Annotated in this window: 11 protein-coding genes; 2 read left to right on the top strand and 9 right to left on the bottom strand. The window is 71.5% G+C overall.

What is annotated here, in order from left to right; all coding sequences use genetic code 11:
- Window positions 1-81: 81 nt before the first annotated feature.
- Window positions 82-1,335 carry an acyltransferase family protein gene (locus ACFLIM_RS10680; RefSeq protein ID WP_393164309.1) on the top strand — a complete coding sequence of 418 codons (1,254 nt, stop codon included), beginning with the start codon at window positions 82-84 and terminating at the stop codon, window positions 1,333-1,335.
- Here the strand turns inward: ACFLIM_RS10680 and ACFLIM_RS10675 are convergent.
- A complete protein-coding gene (locus tag ACFLIM_RS10675; RefSeq protein WP_393164308.1) occupies window positions 1,272-3,101 on the bottom strand; it encodes an ArnT family glycosyltransferase in 1,830 nt (609 codons plus the stop codon). The genes ACFLIM_RS10680 and ACFLIM_RS10675 overlap by 64 nt on opposite strands.
- Before the next feature lie 34 nt (window positions 3,102-3,135).
- Between ACFLIM_RS10675 and ACFLIM_RS10670 the strand changes: the two genes are divergently transcribed.
- On the top strand, window positions 3,136-3,876 hold the full coding sequence (locus ACFLIM_RS10670; RefSeq protein WP_393164307.1) for a class I SAM-dependent methyltransferase: 741 nt from the start codon (window positions 3,136-3,138) through the stop codon (window positions 3,874-3,876).
- Here the strand turns inward: ACFLIM_RS10670 and ACFLIM_RS10665 are convergent.
- The 8 genes from ACFLIM_RS10665 to ACFLIM_RS10630 form a co-directional block, all read right to left on the bottom strand.
- Window positions 3,817-4,785, bottom strand: coding sequence for a DUF3068 domain-containing protein (locus ACFLIM_RS10665; protein WP_393164306.1), 969 nt, complete (start codon window positions 4,783-4,785; stop codon window positions 3,817-3,819). The two genes, ACFLIM_RS10670 and ACFLIM_RS10665, sit on opposite strands and share 60 nt — an antisense overlap.
- Before the next feature lie 5 nt (window positions 4,786-4,790).
- Window positions 4,791-6,641, bottom strand: coding sequence for a hypothetical protein (locus ACFLIM_RS10660; RefSeq protein ID WP_393164305.1), 1,851 nt, complete (start codon window positions 6,639-6,641; stop codon window positions 4,791-4,793).
- Window positions 6,638-10,777, bottom strand: coding sequence for an alpha-(1->3)-arabinofuranosyltransferase domain-containing protein (locus ACFLIM_RS10655; protein ID WP_393164303.1), 4,140 nt, complete (start codon window positions 10,775-10,777; stop codon window positions 6,638-6,640). Before ACFLIM_RS10655 ends, ACFLIM_RS10660 begins: the two co-directional genes overlap by 4 nt.
- Window positions 10,774-12,006 carry a glycosyltransferase family 4 protein gene (locus ACFLIM_RS10650; RefSeq protein WP_393164302.1) on the bottom strand — a complete coding sequence of 411 codons (1,233 nt, stop codon included), beginning with the start codon at window positions 12,004-12,006 and terminating at the stop codon, window positions 10,774-10,776. Before ACFLIM_RS10650 ends, ACFLIM_RS10655 begins: the two co-directional genes overlap by 4 nt.
- A gap of 85 nt (window positions 12,007-12,091) precedes the next feature.
- Window positions 12,092-12,223 (bottom strand): hypothetical protein, encoded by a 132-nt coding sequence (locus tag ACFLIM_RS10645; protein ID WP_393164301.1) that lies wholly within the window; start codon window positions 12,221-12,223, stop codon window positions 12,092-12,094.
- A gap of 124 nt (window positions 12,224-12,347) precedes the next feature.
- The gene (locus ACFLIM_RS10640) at window positions 12,348-13,811 is read right to left on the bottom strand and encodes a hypothetical protein (RefSeq protein WP_393164300.1); all 1,464 of its coding nucleotides are present in this window, start codon (window positions 13,809-13,811) and stop codon (window positions 12,348-12,350) included.
- 139 nt (window positions 13,812-13,950) lie between these two features.
- A complete protein-coding gene (locus tag ACFLIM_RS10635; protein ID WP_393164299.1) occupies window positions 13,951-16,200 on the bottom strand; it encodes an acyl-CoA dehydrogenase in 2,250 nt (749 codons plus the stop codon).
- A 64-nt stretch (window positions 16,201-16,264) separates the two neighbouring features.
- On the bottom strand, window positions 16,265-17,137 hold the full coding sequence (locus tag ACFLIM_RS10630; protein WP_393164298.1) for a hypothetical protein: 873 nt from the start codon (window positions 17,135-17,137) through the stop codon (window positions 16,265-16,267).
- Window positions 17,138-17,519 lie beyond the last annotated feature (382 nt).

The raw sequence follows: 17,519 nt of genomic DNA, 5'->3' as shown, positions 1-17,519 counted from the left end.
GTGGTTAAGTGACTGAAACAAAGTTCTACTCGCCGGTATGTTATTGCGGGGAGTGACCAACGTCACCAGGGATGCAGAAACGTGACCGAAACAGGTTCTACATCGACGGAGTCGCCGGCGATCTCCGGGCACCAGGCCTCTCTCGACGGAATACGCGCCGTGGCCGCCTTCGCCGTCCTGCTCTTCCACGTCGCGATGGAGGCGGGAACGGCGCTGCAGCCCGGATTCCTGGGTGGCGTGCTGTCCAGGGGGGAGATCGGCGTGCCGATCTTCTTCACGTTGTCCGGCCTGCTGCTGTACCGTCCCTGGGCGGCGGAGGTCCTGACCGGCCGCCGGGCCCCGGACACACGCCGCTACCTGTGGCGGCGCTTCCTGCGCATCATCCCCGCCTACTGGCTGGTGGTGGCTGTGGCGCTGCTGCTGTGGGGCGCGGCCCACCGGTCCGACCCGTGGACGTGGGCGCAGATGTTGTTCCTGGTGCACACCTACGACCCGAGCCCGTGGTGGTACGGCCTCGGGCCCAAGGGGCTCGGCCAGGTGTGGAGCCTGGCGGTCGAGCTGTCCTTCTATCTCACGCTCCCGCTGATGGCGGCCGCGCTGCGCTGGTTCGCGCTGCGCGCGGGACCGGACCTGCGGGCCAGGGCCAGGCGCCTGCTGATCGGGCTGGCCGCCTTCGGCGCCCTGTCGTACGTGTACACGATCTTCGAGTTCTTCCCCGACTACCGGCCCTGGATGAACGTGTGGCTGCCGCGCTCCTGGACGTTCTTCGTGCCCGGCATGGCGCTGGCGGTCCTGACCGTCTGGGCCAGGGCGGAGGACGGCCGTACGCGCCGTCTGTGCGCGGCCCTGGCCTCCTCGTGGGGCACGCTGTGGCTGATCGCCGGGCTGGCGTACCTGATCGCCGCCACCCCCGTGACCGGGCCGCGCTTCGTCGGCCTGGGCGGCATCTGGACCGCGTTCTACGAGCAGGCCCTCTACACGCTCATCGCCTTCTGCCTGGTGGCGCCCGCAGCGCTGGAGCCCGAGCGGTCCACGCGGGTGCGCGCGCTGCTCGGCGGGCGGGTCATGAGCTATCTCGGCCAGATCTCCTACGGCGTCTTCCTGTGGCAGTTCGTGGTCCTCTACCTCTGGTACGACTTCACCGGACAGAAGCCGTGGACCGGCAATATGATCTTCAATCTGGCCGCGGTCACCGCTCTCACGATCGCACTGGCCGGACTCACCCACCGCTACGTGGAGGAGCCCGCCAGGCGGCTGATCCGCTTCGTCCCTCAGAGCGCCGGAGGGGCGGGCCCCGGCTCGCCGAAGGCCACCGCCCTGAGGCAGAACGCCTGACCCTGAGCACCAGCCGCGCTGACCCGCAGCCCCTTGCCCGCCCCGTCGTGCGGAACGTAGTACAGCGATCCCATGACGCCGGTCGCGGGCAGCGTGGCCGCCCGCTGCGTGCCGCCGAGGTCCACCACGACGTGCACCGGCCGGGGGCTGGTGTAGGCCATGGCCACCACCATGCCGGGGCCCCCGAAGGACGCGACGGGGAAGGACTTGTCCGCCGGGTAGCACTTCCTGCCCTCGACCGCGTCGAAGTACGGGCTCACCCGGCCCACGAGGACGAGCTTGCCCGTGGAGTCGAAGACGTACGGTGCGGCCGAGGGGCGCGGAGTGCGCATGCGCTCCCTGGTCTCGGGTTCGGCCAGCGGCGCGAGCACGTACGACGTCAGCCGGCGCGAGCCGTTCCAGGGCAGGACGATCTCCGGCGGCACGGGACGCGAGTAGATGTCGGCGTCCGGCGACGCGGTGGCCAGCGAGGCCCGCGCGTTGTCCAGGTAGGTCCGGACCTTGTCCCCGCTGAGCGTGTCACCGAAGGCGTTGATCGAGATCAGCGACACGACCAGGAACGTGACGATCGCCCCGCCCGCGGCCAGCGACAACTCGCCCGGCACCGGCTTGCGCCGGGCGCCGGGCTCGCCCTCGACCGGCTGCCACGCCAGCGCCAGGCAGAGGGCGAACAGCACCGCGGCGTCGGCCACGTACCTGGTCTCCGCGCCCACCAGGTCCCACGCGGTCGCCCGCGCGATGACGGTGGGCACCGCGTCGGCCACGACGACGTAGGCGGCCAGGATCGCCCAGGCCCGCCAGGCCCGCCTGCGGTACACGCACGTGATCACGACCACCAGCGCGATCACCGCCCAGGACACGATCACCATGGCCGGGGCCGGGTCGGCCAGCCCGCCGGTGGCGGTGAGCCCGCCCCAGCGCAGCGGGCCGCCGACGGCGCCCGTGGGAAAGGTCTCCCCCAGTAACCTGCGCAGCAGCCCCGGGACCACCTCGGCCTTCGGCCCGGTCAGCGTGTCGGAGCCGGCGCTGTCGCGGCGCAGCAGGTAGAGCACGGCGTACCCGGCCAGCAGCAGGCCGTGCGCCCACCAGACGGGTCTGCGCAGCTCGGTCAGCACCGCGCGCGGCCACCGCCCCTGGCCCAGGTAAGCGCTGGTGACGCCGAGCACCACGAAGGGGATGAACACTCCCTTCGTGGAGAAGGCCATGCCGACGGCGGTCCAGATGAGGGCGCCCCACTTGCCTTTGCCGTCGCGTACGTACCTGATGTGCGCGGCCAGCGCGGCGACCAGCGCGAGCTGCAGCGGCACCGCGTTGAGCGCGGCCGACCACCAGCTCGTCGCGGGCACGGTGAGCGGCGCGAAGGCGTAGACGGTCAGCGCGGCGAGCACGACGACACGGTCGCCGAACAACCGCCGCAACAGCACGAGGAACACGATCGAGGCCGCCGCCTGGAACGCGAGGGTCACGAACGAGACCAGCGCCCAGGTGTACGGCGCCACCGACGTGAGCAGCCACACCAGGGCCAGCGCGCCGGGCATGAGGTGGCCCTTGTGCACCCGGGTCAGGTATTCCCAGGTGAGCCCGCTGTCACTGGCGCTGCCCACGAACAGGAAGTCGTCTTCGACGAAGTACGCCTTGCTGAGGATGCCGGCCCTGAAGACCAGCGAGACCAGGATGAGCAGCAGGCCGACGCCCATGACCGGCCCGGTGCGGATCGCGGGCAGCGTGATCCGCAAGGGTTCGGAGCGCTTGACGTCTTCAACCATTGTCGTTTCCTTCCGCTGCAGTAAGCTCCGCGCCGTGGACACCCCCGAAGCGTTCCGAGCGGATCTCGGTAGATCCGTCCGGTTGCTGCGCGCCTTCCGCCTTGAGCAGAGTGATCCGGATTTCTTCTACGGCACCCTGGCCGGGGACACGGTCGCCCAGCTCGCGACGTACACGGAGCTGGCGGACGCCACGGTGGCCGACGTCGGGGGCGGACCGGGCTATTTCGCGGACGCGCTGCGCGCCGCCGGGGCGCGGCCCGTGTGCGTGGACTGCGATGCCGGGGAGATGCGCCTGCGCGACGGCGTGCCGCCACGGGGAGCGGTGCTGGGCAGCGCGCTCGACCTGCCGCTCGCCACGGGCTCGGTGGACGTGTGCTTCTCGTCGAACGTGCTGGAACACGTGCCCGACCCGCTCAGGATGGCGGACGAGATGGTCCGGGTCACCCGTCCCGGCGGGATCGTCTACCTGTCGTACACCGTCTGGCTCTCCCCGTGGGGCGGCCACGAGACCTCCCCCTGGCACTACCTGGGCGGCCGCTACGCCGCCCGGCGGTACGCGCGCAGGCACGGCAAACAGCCAAAGAACGTCTACGGCGAGAGCATGTTCGCCATCGGCGTGGCCGAGCCGCTGGCCTGGGCGCGGCGCTGCCGCGACGCGGAGATCCTGGACGCGGTCCCCCGCTACCATCCCCGCTGGGCTCGGCACGTCGTCCACCTACCTGGCATCCGCGAGCTGGTCACCTGGAACCTGCTTCTCGTCCTGCGCCGCAGGTGAGCGCCGCCGCATGAGCCAGACGGCGGCCACCACGCAGCCGACGCCGAGCAGGCCGCCGCCCACCGGCGCCACGGTTCCCAGCGTCAGGATCCAGCGGCGGTAGGCCGCGGCCGTGTTCAGCGCCGTCGCGACGTCGGCCTCGGTGCTGCGGAACGCCGCGTCCAGCGCGGTCAGCCGGCCCCGCTCGTCGGCCGTGACCAGCGTCTCCTTCACCTCGTCCAGCGTCTTGACCGGCTGGCCGCTGACCGGCTCCACCCAGTACGTGCGCCGGATCTCGGCGTAGCGGGCCAGCCCGACGTCGCCCGTGCCCGGCAGCCCGAGCAGGTGGCGCGGCAGCGGCGCCGTCTCTCCCGGCACGAGCCGGCGCGGCGTGCGCTGGACGTAGCGGTAGGTCTCGACGCCGCGCACCTGCTCGACCCCGTCGAACGCGGCCGTGACCGGGCGGCGCAGCCGCAGGTCGAACAGCGTGTAGTCGTGGCGCTGGGCGTTGAAGGGCCAGCGGAACGCCTGCCCCGACTGCCTGATCGCGGTGTCGTCGTCGAGGTACTCGCCACAGCAGTTGACGATGGCCCCCGTGCGGCGGTCGAAGGCCAGGCGCCGCTCGTGGTAGTCCAGCCGCTCGTCGTCCCGCGTGGACAGGGAGACCGACTCGCCCCACACCGCGCGGTCGTCGTTCCCGGCCAGCACGTCGCCGATCAGCCATCGGGTCTGCACGAGGTCCCCCACCGCCGGCCGCATCGTGACCGGGTCCAGGTAGGTCGCCGACTCCGCCACCGACCTGGTCATGCTCTGCTGTTCCAGCGGTGCTTTGAGCACGTGGACGGACACGTACAGGCGGGTGAGGGGGATGAGCGTCAGCAGGAAGGCGCCCAGGCCGGCCAGCACCAGCGCGAGGTTCCTGCGGCTCATGAGGTTCACGGTCGCGGCACCGCCTGTCCCGGCGTCACGGCGCCGACGCACACGCCCGGCGGCACGTCGTGGACGACGATGCGGTCGGCGCCCGGTGCCGCGAGCATGAACACCTTGCCCAGACCCGCCCGCAGCTCCACGTCGGTGGCGCGATCGGCCATCCACATCGTGAGCTTCGTGTCCGAGCGGGCGGCGTACCCCAGCCGGACGAGAGTGCCCTCCACGCGGCTGACCCGGTTGTCCAGCGGCACCTGCACGGTGCCGCCGGTGACCGGCCAGCACCCGTCCCGCGTGCTCGGGGCGAGCGGGATGCCCTGCACGTCCGCGGGCCGCAGGCGGCCCTGGTCGTCGAAGACCAGGGCGTCGAGCGCCGCGGGCGGCGCCTGCATCCTGGCCCTGAGCCGCGGCGTGGCCATCGCGCCCAGCACCCTGGAGGTCAGGCTGTAGGTCCGGTAGCCGCTCGGCTGCACGTCGGCCGGCACGAGCCGGTCGTAGATCACGGCGTCGGGCGGCGCCGTGGCCAGCTCGGCGCGGGCCGTCTCGATGTAGCGGTGGCGCCGGTCCGCGCCCAGGTAGCCGGCGAAGAGCGAGACCGACACCAGCGACGCGCCGACGAACACCCCGAGCACCGCGCCGCCGATCCCGGCCAGCCGCTCCCTGCCGGGCAGCGCCCTCCGGTACGGCTCCGCCTCGCCGGGGAGCGGCAGCAGCACGAGCCCGACGACCAGCGCGACCAGCGGGATGGCGTCGGCGACGTACCGCGTGTCCGTGCCGGCGAACGAGCCGAGCAGATGGACCCGGCCCCACAACACCGGCAGGGCGTCGGCGACGAGGAGGTACCCGAGCAGCAGCGCCCACGCCAGCCCGGCTCGCCTGCGGTAGTACCCGGTGACCGACACCAGGGCCGCGATGGTCACGAGGGAGGCGATCACGACCGGCAGCGGCGGCGCGGCCACTCCCCAGTCGGCGGCCGCGAACCACCGCCAGGGGCCGCCGAGCACAGTGGTGGCGAAGGTCTTGCCGAGCAGCTCCCACAGGAAGCCGGCGGCCTGATCGAAGATCGGCAGTGCCCCTGTGTTGGGCGCCGACAGCGACCGCTGGACGTAGAGCGCGCCGAAGGCCGCCAGCACGATCAGGTACATCGACCAGGCCGTCACGTACCTGCGCAGCGCGGTACGGAGACCGCCGTGGTAGATCGCCGTGAGCGCGAGCAGCACCAGCGGCAGCGCGAAGCCCTTGACGAACCCGAGCAGCCCGAACAGCACCCACAGCGCGGCGGCCACGGCGTGCCGCAGCCGGCCGGACCGCAGATGGTGCCAGTGCGAGGCGACCGCCATGGGCAGGGCGATCTGCAGGAAGACGGTGTTGAGCGCCGCCGCCCACCACACGAGTGCGGGCACGGCGATCGGCGCGACGAGGAAGACCAGGAGCGGGGCGAGGATCGCGGGCCGGTCGCCGAACACGACGCGGAGCATGCGCAGGACGGCGAGGGCGGCGCAGGCGTGCAACACCAGGATCCCGCCGGCCGCGTAACCCCAGCCGAACGGCTCCAGCCGGGCCGAGAACCAGGCGAGCAGGAAACCGCCCGGCATGAACTGGCCGAAATGGATCCGGGTCAGGTAGTCGAAGGAGAGATCGCTCTCCATCGCCCTGGCCACGAACTCGAAATCGTCCTCCTTGAAGTAGGCGCTCTGGAGGATGGCCGTCTTCCACGCCATGGCCGCGCCGATGAGCGCGAGCGCGGCCAGCAGGACGCCGTGCCGCCGGGCCCACCGGGACACTGCCGCGGCGGTCCGGGCCATCGGGGCGGGGACGGTGAGGACGATGCCGGTGCGGCGCTCGGTCGTCTCGGTCACGAAACACTCGTCATGGTCGGGCCGCCTGCGGCGACGGGGACAGGGATCTCGGGCAGCCTGGCCGCCCGTCTGGCGGGGATCTCGGCGAGCAGCTGCCCCAGGAGTGGCAGGCAGAGCAGCTGCGGCCAGAGGCCACCCACGCCCACGGCCACCAGGCCCGCACCGATCAGGTAGAGGGCGACACCCGCCGGCGGCCCGAGCAGCAGGCGCCGGCGCGGCCCCGCGCGCCCGTGCCCGGCCTCGCGCAGCGGGCGCAGCCACGCCCCCAGCACGTAGACCGCGCCGACCACCGCCGCGCCCGCCGCTCCGCCCACCCAGAACCCCAGGGCGAGGGCGAAGGGCAGGAGGTGGGTCGCGCGCAGGCGGGCGGGCCGGACCAGCGCCCGGTGGCGCGCCGGCGGGGCCGTTCCGACCAGGGCGAGCACCGCGACGAGCAGCGCCAGGGCGCCGCCGGCCGCCAGCCCCGCGCGGTAGAGGCCGTCGGGCTCGTACGTGAGCGTGACGGTGCCCGCCGTGAGCGAAGGGAGGAACCACGCCTGCCGCCAGCCGTCGAGCCGGACCGGCTTGAGCTCGACGACTCCCAGCCGGGCCCGCCACCCGGCGTTGAAGTTCTCGTTGACGATCAGGTAGGAGTCGTTGGTGACACTGACCTGGACCACGCGCTCGCCGGCGTCCCAGGACTCCACGGCCACCTCGTGCATCTCCGTGGGCGCGACCTTCGGGCTGCCGGACTCGGGACTGATGATCGCGGACTCGATGCGGTAGGAATCTCCCGGCCGTACGGCCAGCCGGGACCGGCCGGTCACGAGTCGCAGCGGATCGCAGGTCCTGAACGCGACGGGTTTGCCGGTGACCACGTCGTTGAGCGTGCCATCGACGATCTCGGTGCGCACGGCATCGCCGTCGACGGTGAGCGTCGGGCCGAAGCCGCAGGGCAGCCTGAGCGGGAAGCCGGTCAACGCGCCGAGCGGGCGCACCCCGGGGAAGGCGATGTCGCTGATCTCGATGGGGCGGCCGCTCGAAGCGCCGAACTCCAGCTTGATCCGCTGGGCCGCCATGACGGGGAAGCGGATCAGGCCGTCCTGGCCCACCCAGCTCTGCCTGACCCCGCCCTCGGCGCGGATCGTCACCCGGATGGGCGGGGCACCGAGGTAGGAGTCGGGCGTGACGACCCGGATCTGCGACAGCTGCGTCCTGCGGGCGAGTTCGACGCTCAGCGTGGGCCTCGGGTCGAGCGGATCAGCGAACCAGGCGGTCTTCAGGTCGCCGTCGAACGCCCACCGGCCGCCGGCCGCGCCGTCCTCGACCGCGGTCGAGGACGCCTGCACCTTCATGGGGTCGCCGGGCAGCGTGCTGAGCCGCTCGATGGCGGCGCGCTCGGTGAGCACGGTACGGCCGGAGACGCCGTAGGAGCCGTCCTTCCTGACGGTGAAGGACCGGTCGAATCCGGTGCCGTCGTCGCCCAGAACCTCATGGCCCTTGGCACAACTCCAGGCGAGCGATCCCCTGACGCAGCCGGGAACGTCACCGGTCCTGCTGACCGCGACCGAGGGTGGCTCGGGTGAGCCGGCGCCGGGGTCGGGCACGGTGATCGAGCGGCCGGCGTGCACGCCGGGGATGGTCAGCTCGGTGATCCCGACCCGGCTGCCGAGCCTGCTCGCCGGCTCGTAGGAGGTGGCGGCGACCTTCAGGCGCAACCGGTTGACCGGGCCCTTCGGCACCACCAGCTCCTGCGGGTCCGCGGTCGCGCGTACCTTCTGGCGCAGCGCGCCGGTGTCGGTCTCCACCACCACTTCGCTGGGCGGAGGGCCGATGGAGGAGTTCTCGAAGGCCACCTCGATCGTGGGGACCGTCAGGGGCTCGGTGAAGGTGACCTCCAGCCATTCGCCGACCGCGCCGTTCCAGCCCGTGGAGCGCCAGCTGGTGCGCCGGTCGCCGTCGAGCGCGGCGAAGGGCTGATGGCCGGGCTCCCTGGTCTGGGGGGCCGCCGTGACATCCGCTTCGGAGGTGGACGCCGTGACCTTCGCGATCCCGGTGATACTCGCCGTGGCCAGGTATCTCTCCCATCCCGGGTCGAGGAGGTCGTTCGACGGCGAGTCACCCCGGAACGGCTCGTCGGCGGTGAGCGTGGCGCTGGAGTTGCGGCGCAGGTCGGGGAAGGAGACCTCGCGGCGGCGCAGGGTGTCGGTCAGCACCGTGTCGTGCGCGGGCACCTCGACCTGGCCCGGGTCGTCGTTGAGCAGGACCGGGCGGTCGTCGTCCAGGAGTCCCTGCTCGGCCAGGTCGAGCACGGCCTCCGGGGCGCCCCCCACGCGCAGCGGGCGGGTGGCGTCGACGGTGCCGACGAGCGGCGCGGCTCCCGACACCTGGTAGATCTCTATCGCGGAGTAGGGCTGGTCCAGCCAGGCGGCGGCCCTGCCGTACTGGGCGATGCCGACGCCGGGCCCCATCCGGGCCGCGAGCGAGATGCCGGGCGAGTCCTCCAGCGCCTGATGCACGCGGACGGGCCAGGCCGTGCCGATGGTGGCGCGGTCCAGGTCGTTGCGGACCACCAGGTACGTCACCCCCATCCGGCGCAACGTGGCCGTGAGCCCCGCGGACCCCACACCGGTGGACAGGCGCTCGTCGATGGCCGCCATGAGCCGCGAGATGCCGGCCGTCCCCCACGGCACGATGGTGTGCGTGGCCCAGCGGACCTGCGAGACCGCCTGCAGCGGCTCGTCCAGCGGGCGCCCCCAGAGATACTCGCCGCGCTTGGCCCCGGGCACGGCCAGCACCATCCCGTCTCCGGCGGTGCGCCCCAGCCAGGAGATGGCCTGCTTCCAGTAGTCGGGGATCGCGGTGAAGCCGCCGGCCGGCGCGAGCCCCGCGTAGAGGATGGGCAGGCTCGACAGCCCCATGAGCCCGACCGCGACCACGGTCAGGGGCTTGCGCCAGCGCAGGCGTGCCAGGGACAGCAGCCCGGCGAGGCCGAGCGCCACGGGCAGCCTGATCAGGGCGTCGAACTTGTGCAGGTTGCGGAAGGCGGCGAGCGGGCCGTCCAGCAGCTCGACCATGAGCTCGTGGTGGGGGGTCCCCGGATGGCCCGTCGTGATGATGGCGACGCCGAGCAGCAGGCTGATCAGCAGAAAGGGCCGCTCCGGCAGCCTGCGGAGGGTGAGGCCGGCGAAGCCGAGCGCCGACACGGCCGCGGTGACCACGATCAGCCACGGAACCGTGGCCTGCTGGTTCGCGTCGGGAAGCCAGGTCTGCCCGTCCACCGTCAGGAAGCTGAGCCAGCTCGACGTCCCGCGTAGCGCGTTGACCAGCGAGGTGACGCCGGTCGTCGCGCCGGCCGTCTCGATGTAGGGCAGGAAGGAGAAGATGTAGCTGCCCAGCGTCAGCAGCGGCGCGACCCACCACATCGACGCCAGCGCGATGAGCGGCAGCCACCAGGCGATCAGCCGGCGTTTTTCGGGTCCGCCGCGCCTGGTCAGCAGGTACAGCAGCGGAACGACGAGGACGGCGGCCTCGGCCGCGGCGTTGACGCCGCCGCAGAAGAGGAACGCGAACGCGGACAGCGTGGCCGCCCGGCGCGGTGACAGCTCACCCCTGGCCCCTTTGACAAGGGGGAGCACGATCCACGGCAGGACGGCGCTGGGCAGGAACTCCGAGGAGTTGATGCCGATCAGCGCCTGCGCGTGCGGCGCGAGCGCGTACCCGAAACCGGCGATCACGCGGGTGTACGGGCCGCCGATGCCGAAGGCACGGGCCAGCTGGACCACGCCGAGGAAGGCGGTGCACAGGACCAGGGACATCCACAACCGCTGGACCGTCCAGGAATCCATGCCCAGCTCGAGGCCGAGCGCGTAGAACGGTCCCATCGGGAAGAGGTAGCCGTAGGCCTGGTTCTGCAGGTGACCGAAGTAGGCGCCGTCCCACAGATGCAGGGCTCTGCCGAGGAATCCCAGCGGATTGACCGCCATGTCGAGCTTGGTCTCGGGGATGATCTTCTCGGTCGAGGTGTTGAACGCGATGGCCCCGAGCAGGAGGCACGAGGCGAGCAGTCGCAGCCTGTGCCTGATCCGTGTCTCGTAGCTCTCGGTGGCGGGCTCCGCGAGCTCCCCCCTGATGAGTTCAGGCGAGGCTTGGGTCACTGATAGGCTCCGCCGCGATCTTGGAGGTTCGCCAGGATAAGTCCGGTTATGCTAGCTCCAGTTCGCGTCCAGGTAAATTCCCGCGCCCAGGCGCGGCAGGCGTCGGCCACCTCGGCCCGTCGGTCCTCGTCCGACAGCTCCTTGAGCGCGCGTTCGACGACGTCGGCCAGGCTCTCCCCCTCGCCCACGAGCCACCCGGTGACACCATGGCGTACGGAGTCGCGCAATCCCGCCACGTCGTAGGCCACCGTCGGCACCCCGAGCGCGGCGGCCTCGATCACGGTCAGCCCCCAGCCTTCGAACTCCGAGGCCGTCACGTTGAGCCGGGCGGCGCCGAGCAGCGCGTTCTTGCGCGACTCGGACAGGAACCCGTGCAGCACGACCCGCTCGCGCAGCCCTTTGCCCGCGACCCGGTTGGCCAGCGGGCCCTGCTCGGGACCGCGCCCGACGACGTGCACGGTCAGCCCCGGCCAGGACGCGTCCAGCTCGGCAGCCAGGTCCACGACCCGCTCGATGCGCTTGTGCCCGACCAGGCGCCCGGCGTACACGATCGCGGGATCGCCCTGGCCAGGCTCTTGCGCGACCTCTTCGGGCTCGACGCACCCGTTGGGCACGACGGTGATCGGCGCGAGCCAGTGCAGCTTCTGCAGCAGCTCCAGCTTGGACGACTCCGAGACGGTGATCGTCAGGCAGCGGCGATAGAGCAGCCGGGCGACGGGCCCCTCGACGAAGCAGCCGATCCGGGCCAGCCACCGCGGCAGGAAGGCGTGGAACTGCTGGTCGTGGACGTGATGTACGAGGCAGAGCACGGGCGTTCTGCGGCGCACCACGAGGGGGGAGAAGAACGGGATGCCGTTCATCGTGTCGATCACGGCGTCGATGCGGCGCCGGTGGAACAACAACCAGAGCGGCACCAGCACGTAGACCAGATAGGGATTGCCCATCCTGCGCAGCTGGATGTTCTCCACGACCTCGGCGCGGCGCTGTCCCCGCTGGCGGCCGGTCACGAGGACGACCGACGCCCCCTGGGCCAGCAGGAACCGGCTGACCTGCCAGGCGTACTCCTCGGCGCCGCCGGCGGTCGACTGCCGGGGCTCGCGGAAATTGAGCATGGCGACGCGGATCCCCGCGAGCGGCCGCTCGTCCCCCCTTTCGCTCCCCCCTTTGCCGCGGATCCGCGGCTCGGCCAGGCGAGCCGCCTCCGCCTGGTGCCCACCGGTAGAGACCACCGTCACTCCTCATCAGCGCGCACGCGGGCATGACAAAGCCAACCTCTGTGCTGCTGAGCTGGTACGACCCGTCAAGCGGGAGGGATCACCTGGTGCTGTAGTTGTAGAGCGGCTGGTTCGGCGGAGTCAGGGAGGGTGAGGCCACATTGACCACAGCGACGGATGCTCCGACCGCCAGCAGAACTCCGATGGCCAAGGCCACGAGAAGTCTCAACAACAGAGCACTCCTTCCGATCAGTGGCGCAGTGTGCCGAGACTAGAACTTTCTTCGCCTTGACTCCATGAAATTAGTCAAACCGTGATAAAGCAAGTTACTATCCGGTACCTCACGAAACAGCCGGTCAACGCCGCAGTAAGTGGAGCTCCTTGCCCTTGAAAACCGTCTTCCAGCCGGTCAGCTCAAGGAGTAACCCGTTCTGGCTGGTGGCCATCAGCACGTACCTGGCCGGGAGCCGTGCGTAGTCGCGGGCGGCCAGGAGCTGGCCGGCGCGCCGGTCGAGCGGGTCCTCACCGCGCACCCGCAGCCGGCCGCCATCATGCAGGCCGACGAGCAGGGTGTCGTCCCAGATCACCCGGCGCTCGAAGAGCTTGGTCGCCGGATCGAGCACGATCCGGCCGCCGTTCCAGGCGAAGGCCCGGTGCGCGCCCCAGGGCAGCGACAACAACGCTCCGGGGACGGGATCGGCGTTGACGATCCGCTGCACGGCCCGCCAGTCAGGCGGGTACGTGACCGCCGCCAGCCGGCCGAACGCCCCGAACGCGAACGTCGGCAGCACCAGCACCGGCGCCAGCACCCCCACCAGCGCGGGGGCACCCGACCGCAGGGCCGCGGCCAGGCCGACCGCGACCAGCAGGACCAGCGGCGCCAGATAGACCTGGCCGTCGCGCAGCGGCCCGAATCCAGGCCACAACGCGATGAGCCATTTGAGCGTCTCGCGCCCCGCCTGGAACGCCCCCAGCGCGGCGAGGCAGAACCCGGCCACGGCGGACACGGCCAGCCCGCCCCACCACTCCGGCCGGTCAGAGGCGGAGCGGAGCCGTACGTACCCGAAGACGCCTACCGCGACCATGAGCAGGCGCGCGGTGGCGAGCCACCACGACTCCTGGCCGGGCAGCCCGGCGTCGGCGCTCCAGATGCCGCCCAGGGAAAGCAGGCTGCCCAGCACGCCGAAGGGCCCGTCGGCGCGGGCGGCGAACGCGTCCACCCCCACCGGATCCGTCTCCGCGCCCGAGAGCAGCGCGGGAACCGCCCAGGGCAGGCTGAACACGATCAGGATCCCGGCGGCCACGGGCGCCCTGCGGCGGGCGAAGGCGATCGGCATCAGGGTGAGCGCCGAGACCAGCATCGCCTGGAACCCGCCGACCGCCGCCGGGAGCAGCGCCAGAGCCAGGCGGGTCCAGCGCAGGCCCATGGCCCGCACCGCCCATGGCAACCCGGCCACGCCGAGCAGCAGCGCCCACTGGCCGAGCATGAGCCGCTGCGCGAGATAGATGTTCCAGGCGTAACAGGCGGCGGCGACCAGCCGGGCGAGCCTGCGCTCCGGCGGCACCAGCGCCGCCGCGCCGGTCGCGGCCAGCACGAAGATGCCGGCCAGCAGCCCCTTCTGCACGATCTCCACGGGCAGCACCCGGGACAGCAACGCCACGACCAGATCGCTGGGCACGGCGCGGGGGAAGCCGCCGCGGTCCGGCAGCAGCGGCGGGTCGGGCACGAAGAGCAGGTCGTAGCGGAGCACCAGCCCCCAGCCCAGGGCAGGCCCCAGCGCCAGCACCGCCAGGCCCGCGCCCAAGAGCGCGGGAGCCATCCGCGCAAGCCTCAGGCGCACGCGCTCGGGTCTCTGGTGCACGGACGATGACCGCTCGACATCCATCGAAGCACCACCTCTCCCCTGCTCCCAGACATTCCAGGCACAGGGGAGAGTAGCCGCCGCGGAGTCACATGTGTTACTTGCCGGGCTCGGGGTCCCTGGGCAGGCCCAGCATGCGCTCGCCGATGATGTTGAGCTGCACCTCGGTGGTGCCGCCGTAGATGGTCATCGCCCTGGTGGCGAGCACCGCCCGGTTCCAGTAGCCCGCGTCGCCGAGCTTGATGTCGGTGGCCACCACCGCCGCGGGGCCGAGCAGGTCCACCGCGGCCTCCGAGACGTGCTGGGCGTGGGAGGTGGACAGCAGTTTGCGTACGGAGGCGTCGGCGCCCGGCTCGGACCCGGCGAGCTGCTTGAGCGTGACCCGCAACGACAGCGCGTTGATCGAGTGGCCCTCGCAGACGACCTCGGCGACGTGCTGGGCCTCGACCGGCGTCAGCTCACGTCCGAGCCGGCCGATCAGGCCGAGCAGGTCGCGCACCGAGGCGCCGGTGCCGCCCGAGCCGGCCGACAACGAGACGCGCTCGTTCGACAACGTGTTGCGGGCAACCTTCCAGCCCTCGCCGACCTCGCCCACGACCAGGTCGTCAGGGACGAAGACATCGTCGAGGAAGACCTCGTTGAACAGGTTCTCGCCGGTCATCTCGGTCAGCGGCCGGACCGTGACGCCGGGGGCCTTCATGTCGACCAGGAAGTACGTGATGCCCTCGTGCTTGGAGCCCGCACTGGAGTTACGGGCGATGCAGATGCCCCATTCGGCCACGTGGGCGACGGAGGTCCAGATCTTCTGGCCGTTGAGCTTCCAGCCGCCCTCGACCTGGTCCGCCTTCATCTGCAGCGAGGCCAGGTCGGATCCCGCGCCGGGCTCGGAGAAGAGCTGGCACCAGATCAGCTCGCCGCTGAGCGTCTTGGGCAGGAACCGTTCCTGCTGCTCGGGGGTGCCGTAGGTGGCGATGGACGGCACCACCCAGGCCCCGATGATCATCGCGGGCAACCGTACCTTGGCGGCCTTGAGCTCCTGGGCGATCAGCACCTGCTCCAGCGGCTTGGCGTCGCGGCCCCACGGCCTGGGCAGGTGGGGCATGACGAAGCCGCGTGACGCCAGCGCCCGCTTCTGCTCCTGGCCCTCGAGCCGGGCGATCTCCGCGATCTCGGCGCGGATCGACTCACGCAGCTCCTCGGCGTCCTCGGGCAGGTCGATCTCCATCTCGCGGGAGACGCCCTGCAGGGCCAGCTCGGTCACCTTGGCCGCCCATCCGGCCGACGAGCCGAGCAGGGCGCGCAGGGTGAGGGCGCGGCGGTAGTAGAGGTGTACGTCGTGCTCGAAGGTGTAGCCGATGCCGCCGAACGTCTGGATGGCGTCCTTCGCGCACTGGACGGCGGCGTCGGGGGCCATCGCGCCGGCGATGGCGGCGGCGTACTCCAGCTCCTTGGCTGCGCTCATGGTCGCGCTCCCACGGGCCTCCGTTGGCTCCTTCGTCGCTCCCTCCGGCCCGGCTCGCCGCTCCGCCGCGCGGGTGGCGTCCCAGACCGTGGCGCGGGCCTGCTCCAACGCGACGAGCATGCGGGAGAGCTTGTGCTTGATGCCCTGGAACTGGCCGATCGGGCGGCCGAACTGGACGCGTACCTTGGCGTATTCGGCGGCCGCCGTGACGCACCACGAGGCCAGGCCCGCCGCCTCGGCGCCGAGCAGGATCGCGGCGAGGTTGCGCACGTCGGAGCCCTGGACGCCGCCCAGGATGCCCTCGGCGGGCACGATCACCTCAGACAGCTCCACCCTGGCCACCGGCCTGGTCAGGTCGAGGGACTTGATCTCGGTGACGGTGGCGGAGGAGGCGTCGATGAGGACCCACTCCTCGCCGTCGGCCGTGGCGACCGGCAGCACCAGCGCATCGGCCAGCGAGCCGCCGAGCACGGGGTCGGCCGTGCCGGAGACGATCAGCGAGCCGTCCTCGGTACGGGTGCCGCTCAGCGTGCCGGTCAGCGCGACGGCGCCGGTGAGGGTGCCGTCGGCGAACGACTCCAGGTGTTCCGGGCGCTTGGAAGCATTGATCACGGCGCTGGCCAGCACGGTCGGTACGTAGGGCCCTGGGGCCACCCGCTCGGCCAGCGCTTCGACGGCCACGGCGGCCTCCAGCAGTCCGTAGCCGGAACCGCCGTACTCCTCGGGCACGTGCAGGCCGAGCAGCCCCTGCTCGGCGAGGCCCGGCCAGAACGGGGGACGTTCGCCCGCCCCGGCGCGCAGCAGCTCGGAGGGGATGTTCCGCTCTGCCCAGCCACGCACCGACTCGCGGAGCGCCTCGTGCTCCTCGCTCAACCCGATCGCCATCTGCTCAGCCTCCAGCCAGGTACGATTCCATGCCCAGAATCATATTCTAGAGCATGCTTCTGACCTAGAGCGGGCGGACCTGCTCGGCGAGGGTGTTCAGGTCGGGCCAGCGCGCCTTGTTCGTCTGGGGGATGGACGCCAGGAGCATGCCCGGCTTGGTTTTGCCCACTTCGACGACCGTCAGCATGGCCTGGGCGACCTGTTCCTTGCCGCCGGAGGTGTAGGTGACCTTGTAGCCGAGCGTCCAGCCCTTGCCGACCGGGATCTTCTTGGAGGCGGTCCAGGTGAGCGTGGCCCCCTTGGGGTACTGGGTGCGGATCGCCCAGCGGACGGCCTGGGTGGCGAGCTCGCGGTAGTCGGCGTTCGAGGAGGGCTTCTTCGCGGGCGAATCGCCGGGGAACATCACGGAGCCGACCACCGTGAACGGCATCTTGACCTTGCCGATGCGCTGCGCGATCGAGTACGGCGGGAACGACCTGGCCTGCCACGGCGTCGCCAGCCGCGGATAGGTGATCCCCACCGTCTTGTCGGTGATCAGGCCGGTGACGACGGACGCCGTGCCGGAGAAGGTGGCGTACTTCTTGCTCTCCGGCACCGGCGGCAACGCGATCGGGGTCTCGGTGACGGTCGGGGTGGGCGACACCGTGGGGGTGGCGCTCGACGGCACGGGGGCGACCGGGACGACCTGCTCGGCCTCCTTGCGGTTGGGCACGTCGCCGGAGAACACCACGAAGATCAGCAGTACCGCCAGGACGGTCCCGAGGATGGCGCCGAACAGGTAGACGGCCTTGATCGGGATGTCACCGAGGCGCCTGGCCGGGGGCTTGGGCGGTGGCAGTAACTGGGGGTACGGCGGTTGGTGCGCCGGGGGCTGGACCGGCGGCTGCGCCGGAGCCTGAGCTGGAGGCCGGGGCAGAGCCTGGGGTGGAGGCTGCATGGGGAACTGCTGCAGGGACTGTTGCCCATGCTGTTGCGGCGCCTGTCGCCCATGGTCCTGCGAGGGCTGTTGGGCCGGATGCTGCGGGGGCTGTTGCGCAGGTTGCTGCGCGGGCTGCTGCTTGGGCTGTTGCGCAGGCTGTTGTGCAGGCTGGGACGGAGGTTGCGAGGGGGGGCGGATCGGCGTGGACGGCCCCGGCGCCGGGGGCCTGGCGATCCTGATCGTCTCCTCGGCGGGCAGGACGACCTTGCGGAACGGGGTGGTGGATGATGCATCGCTTGAAGGTCTCTGGTCGCCGACGTCCGCCATGGCCTTGAGGTTACGTCACGAGGGCGAGGGATAATTCCTCTATTCCCCCTGCAGAATCTAATTCTGTAAGGTC

It is taken from the genome of Nonomuraea marmarensis (assembly GCF_043197025.1).
In the GTDB taxonomy this organism is placed as follows: Bacteria; Actinomycetota; Actinomycetes; order Streptosporangiales; family Streptosporangiaceae; genus Nonomuraea; species Nonomuraea marmarensis.
This window is presented reverse-complemented; position numbering and strand designations above follow the sequence as displayed.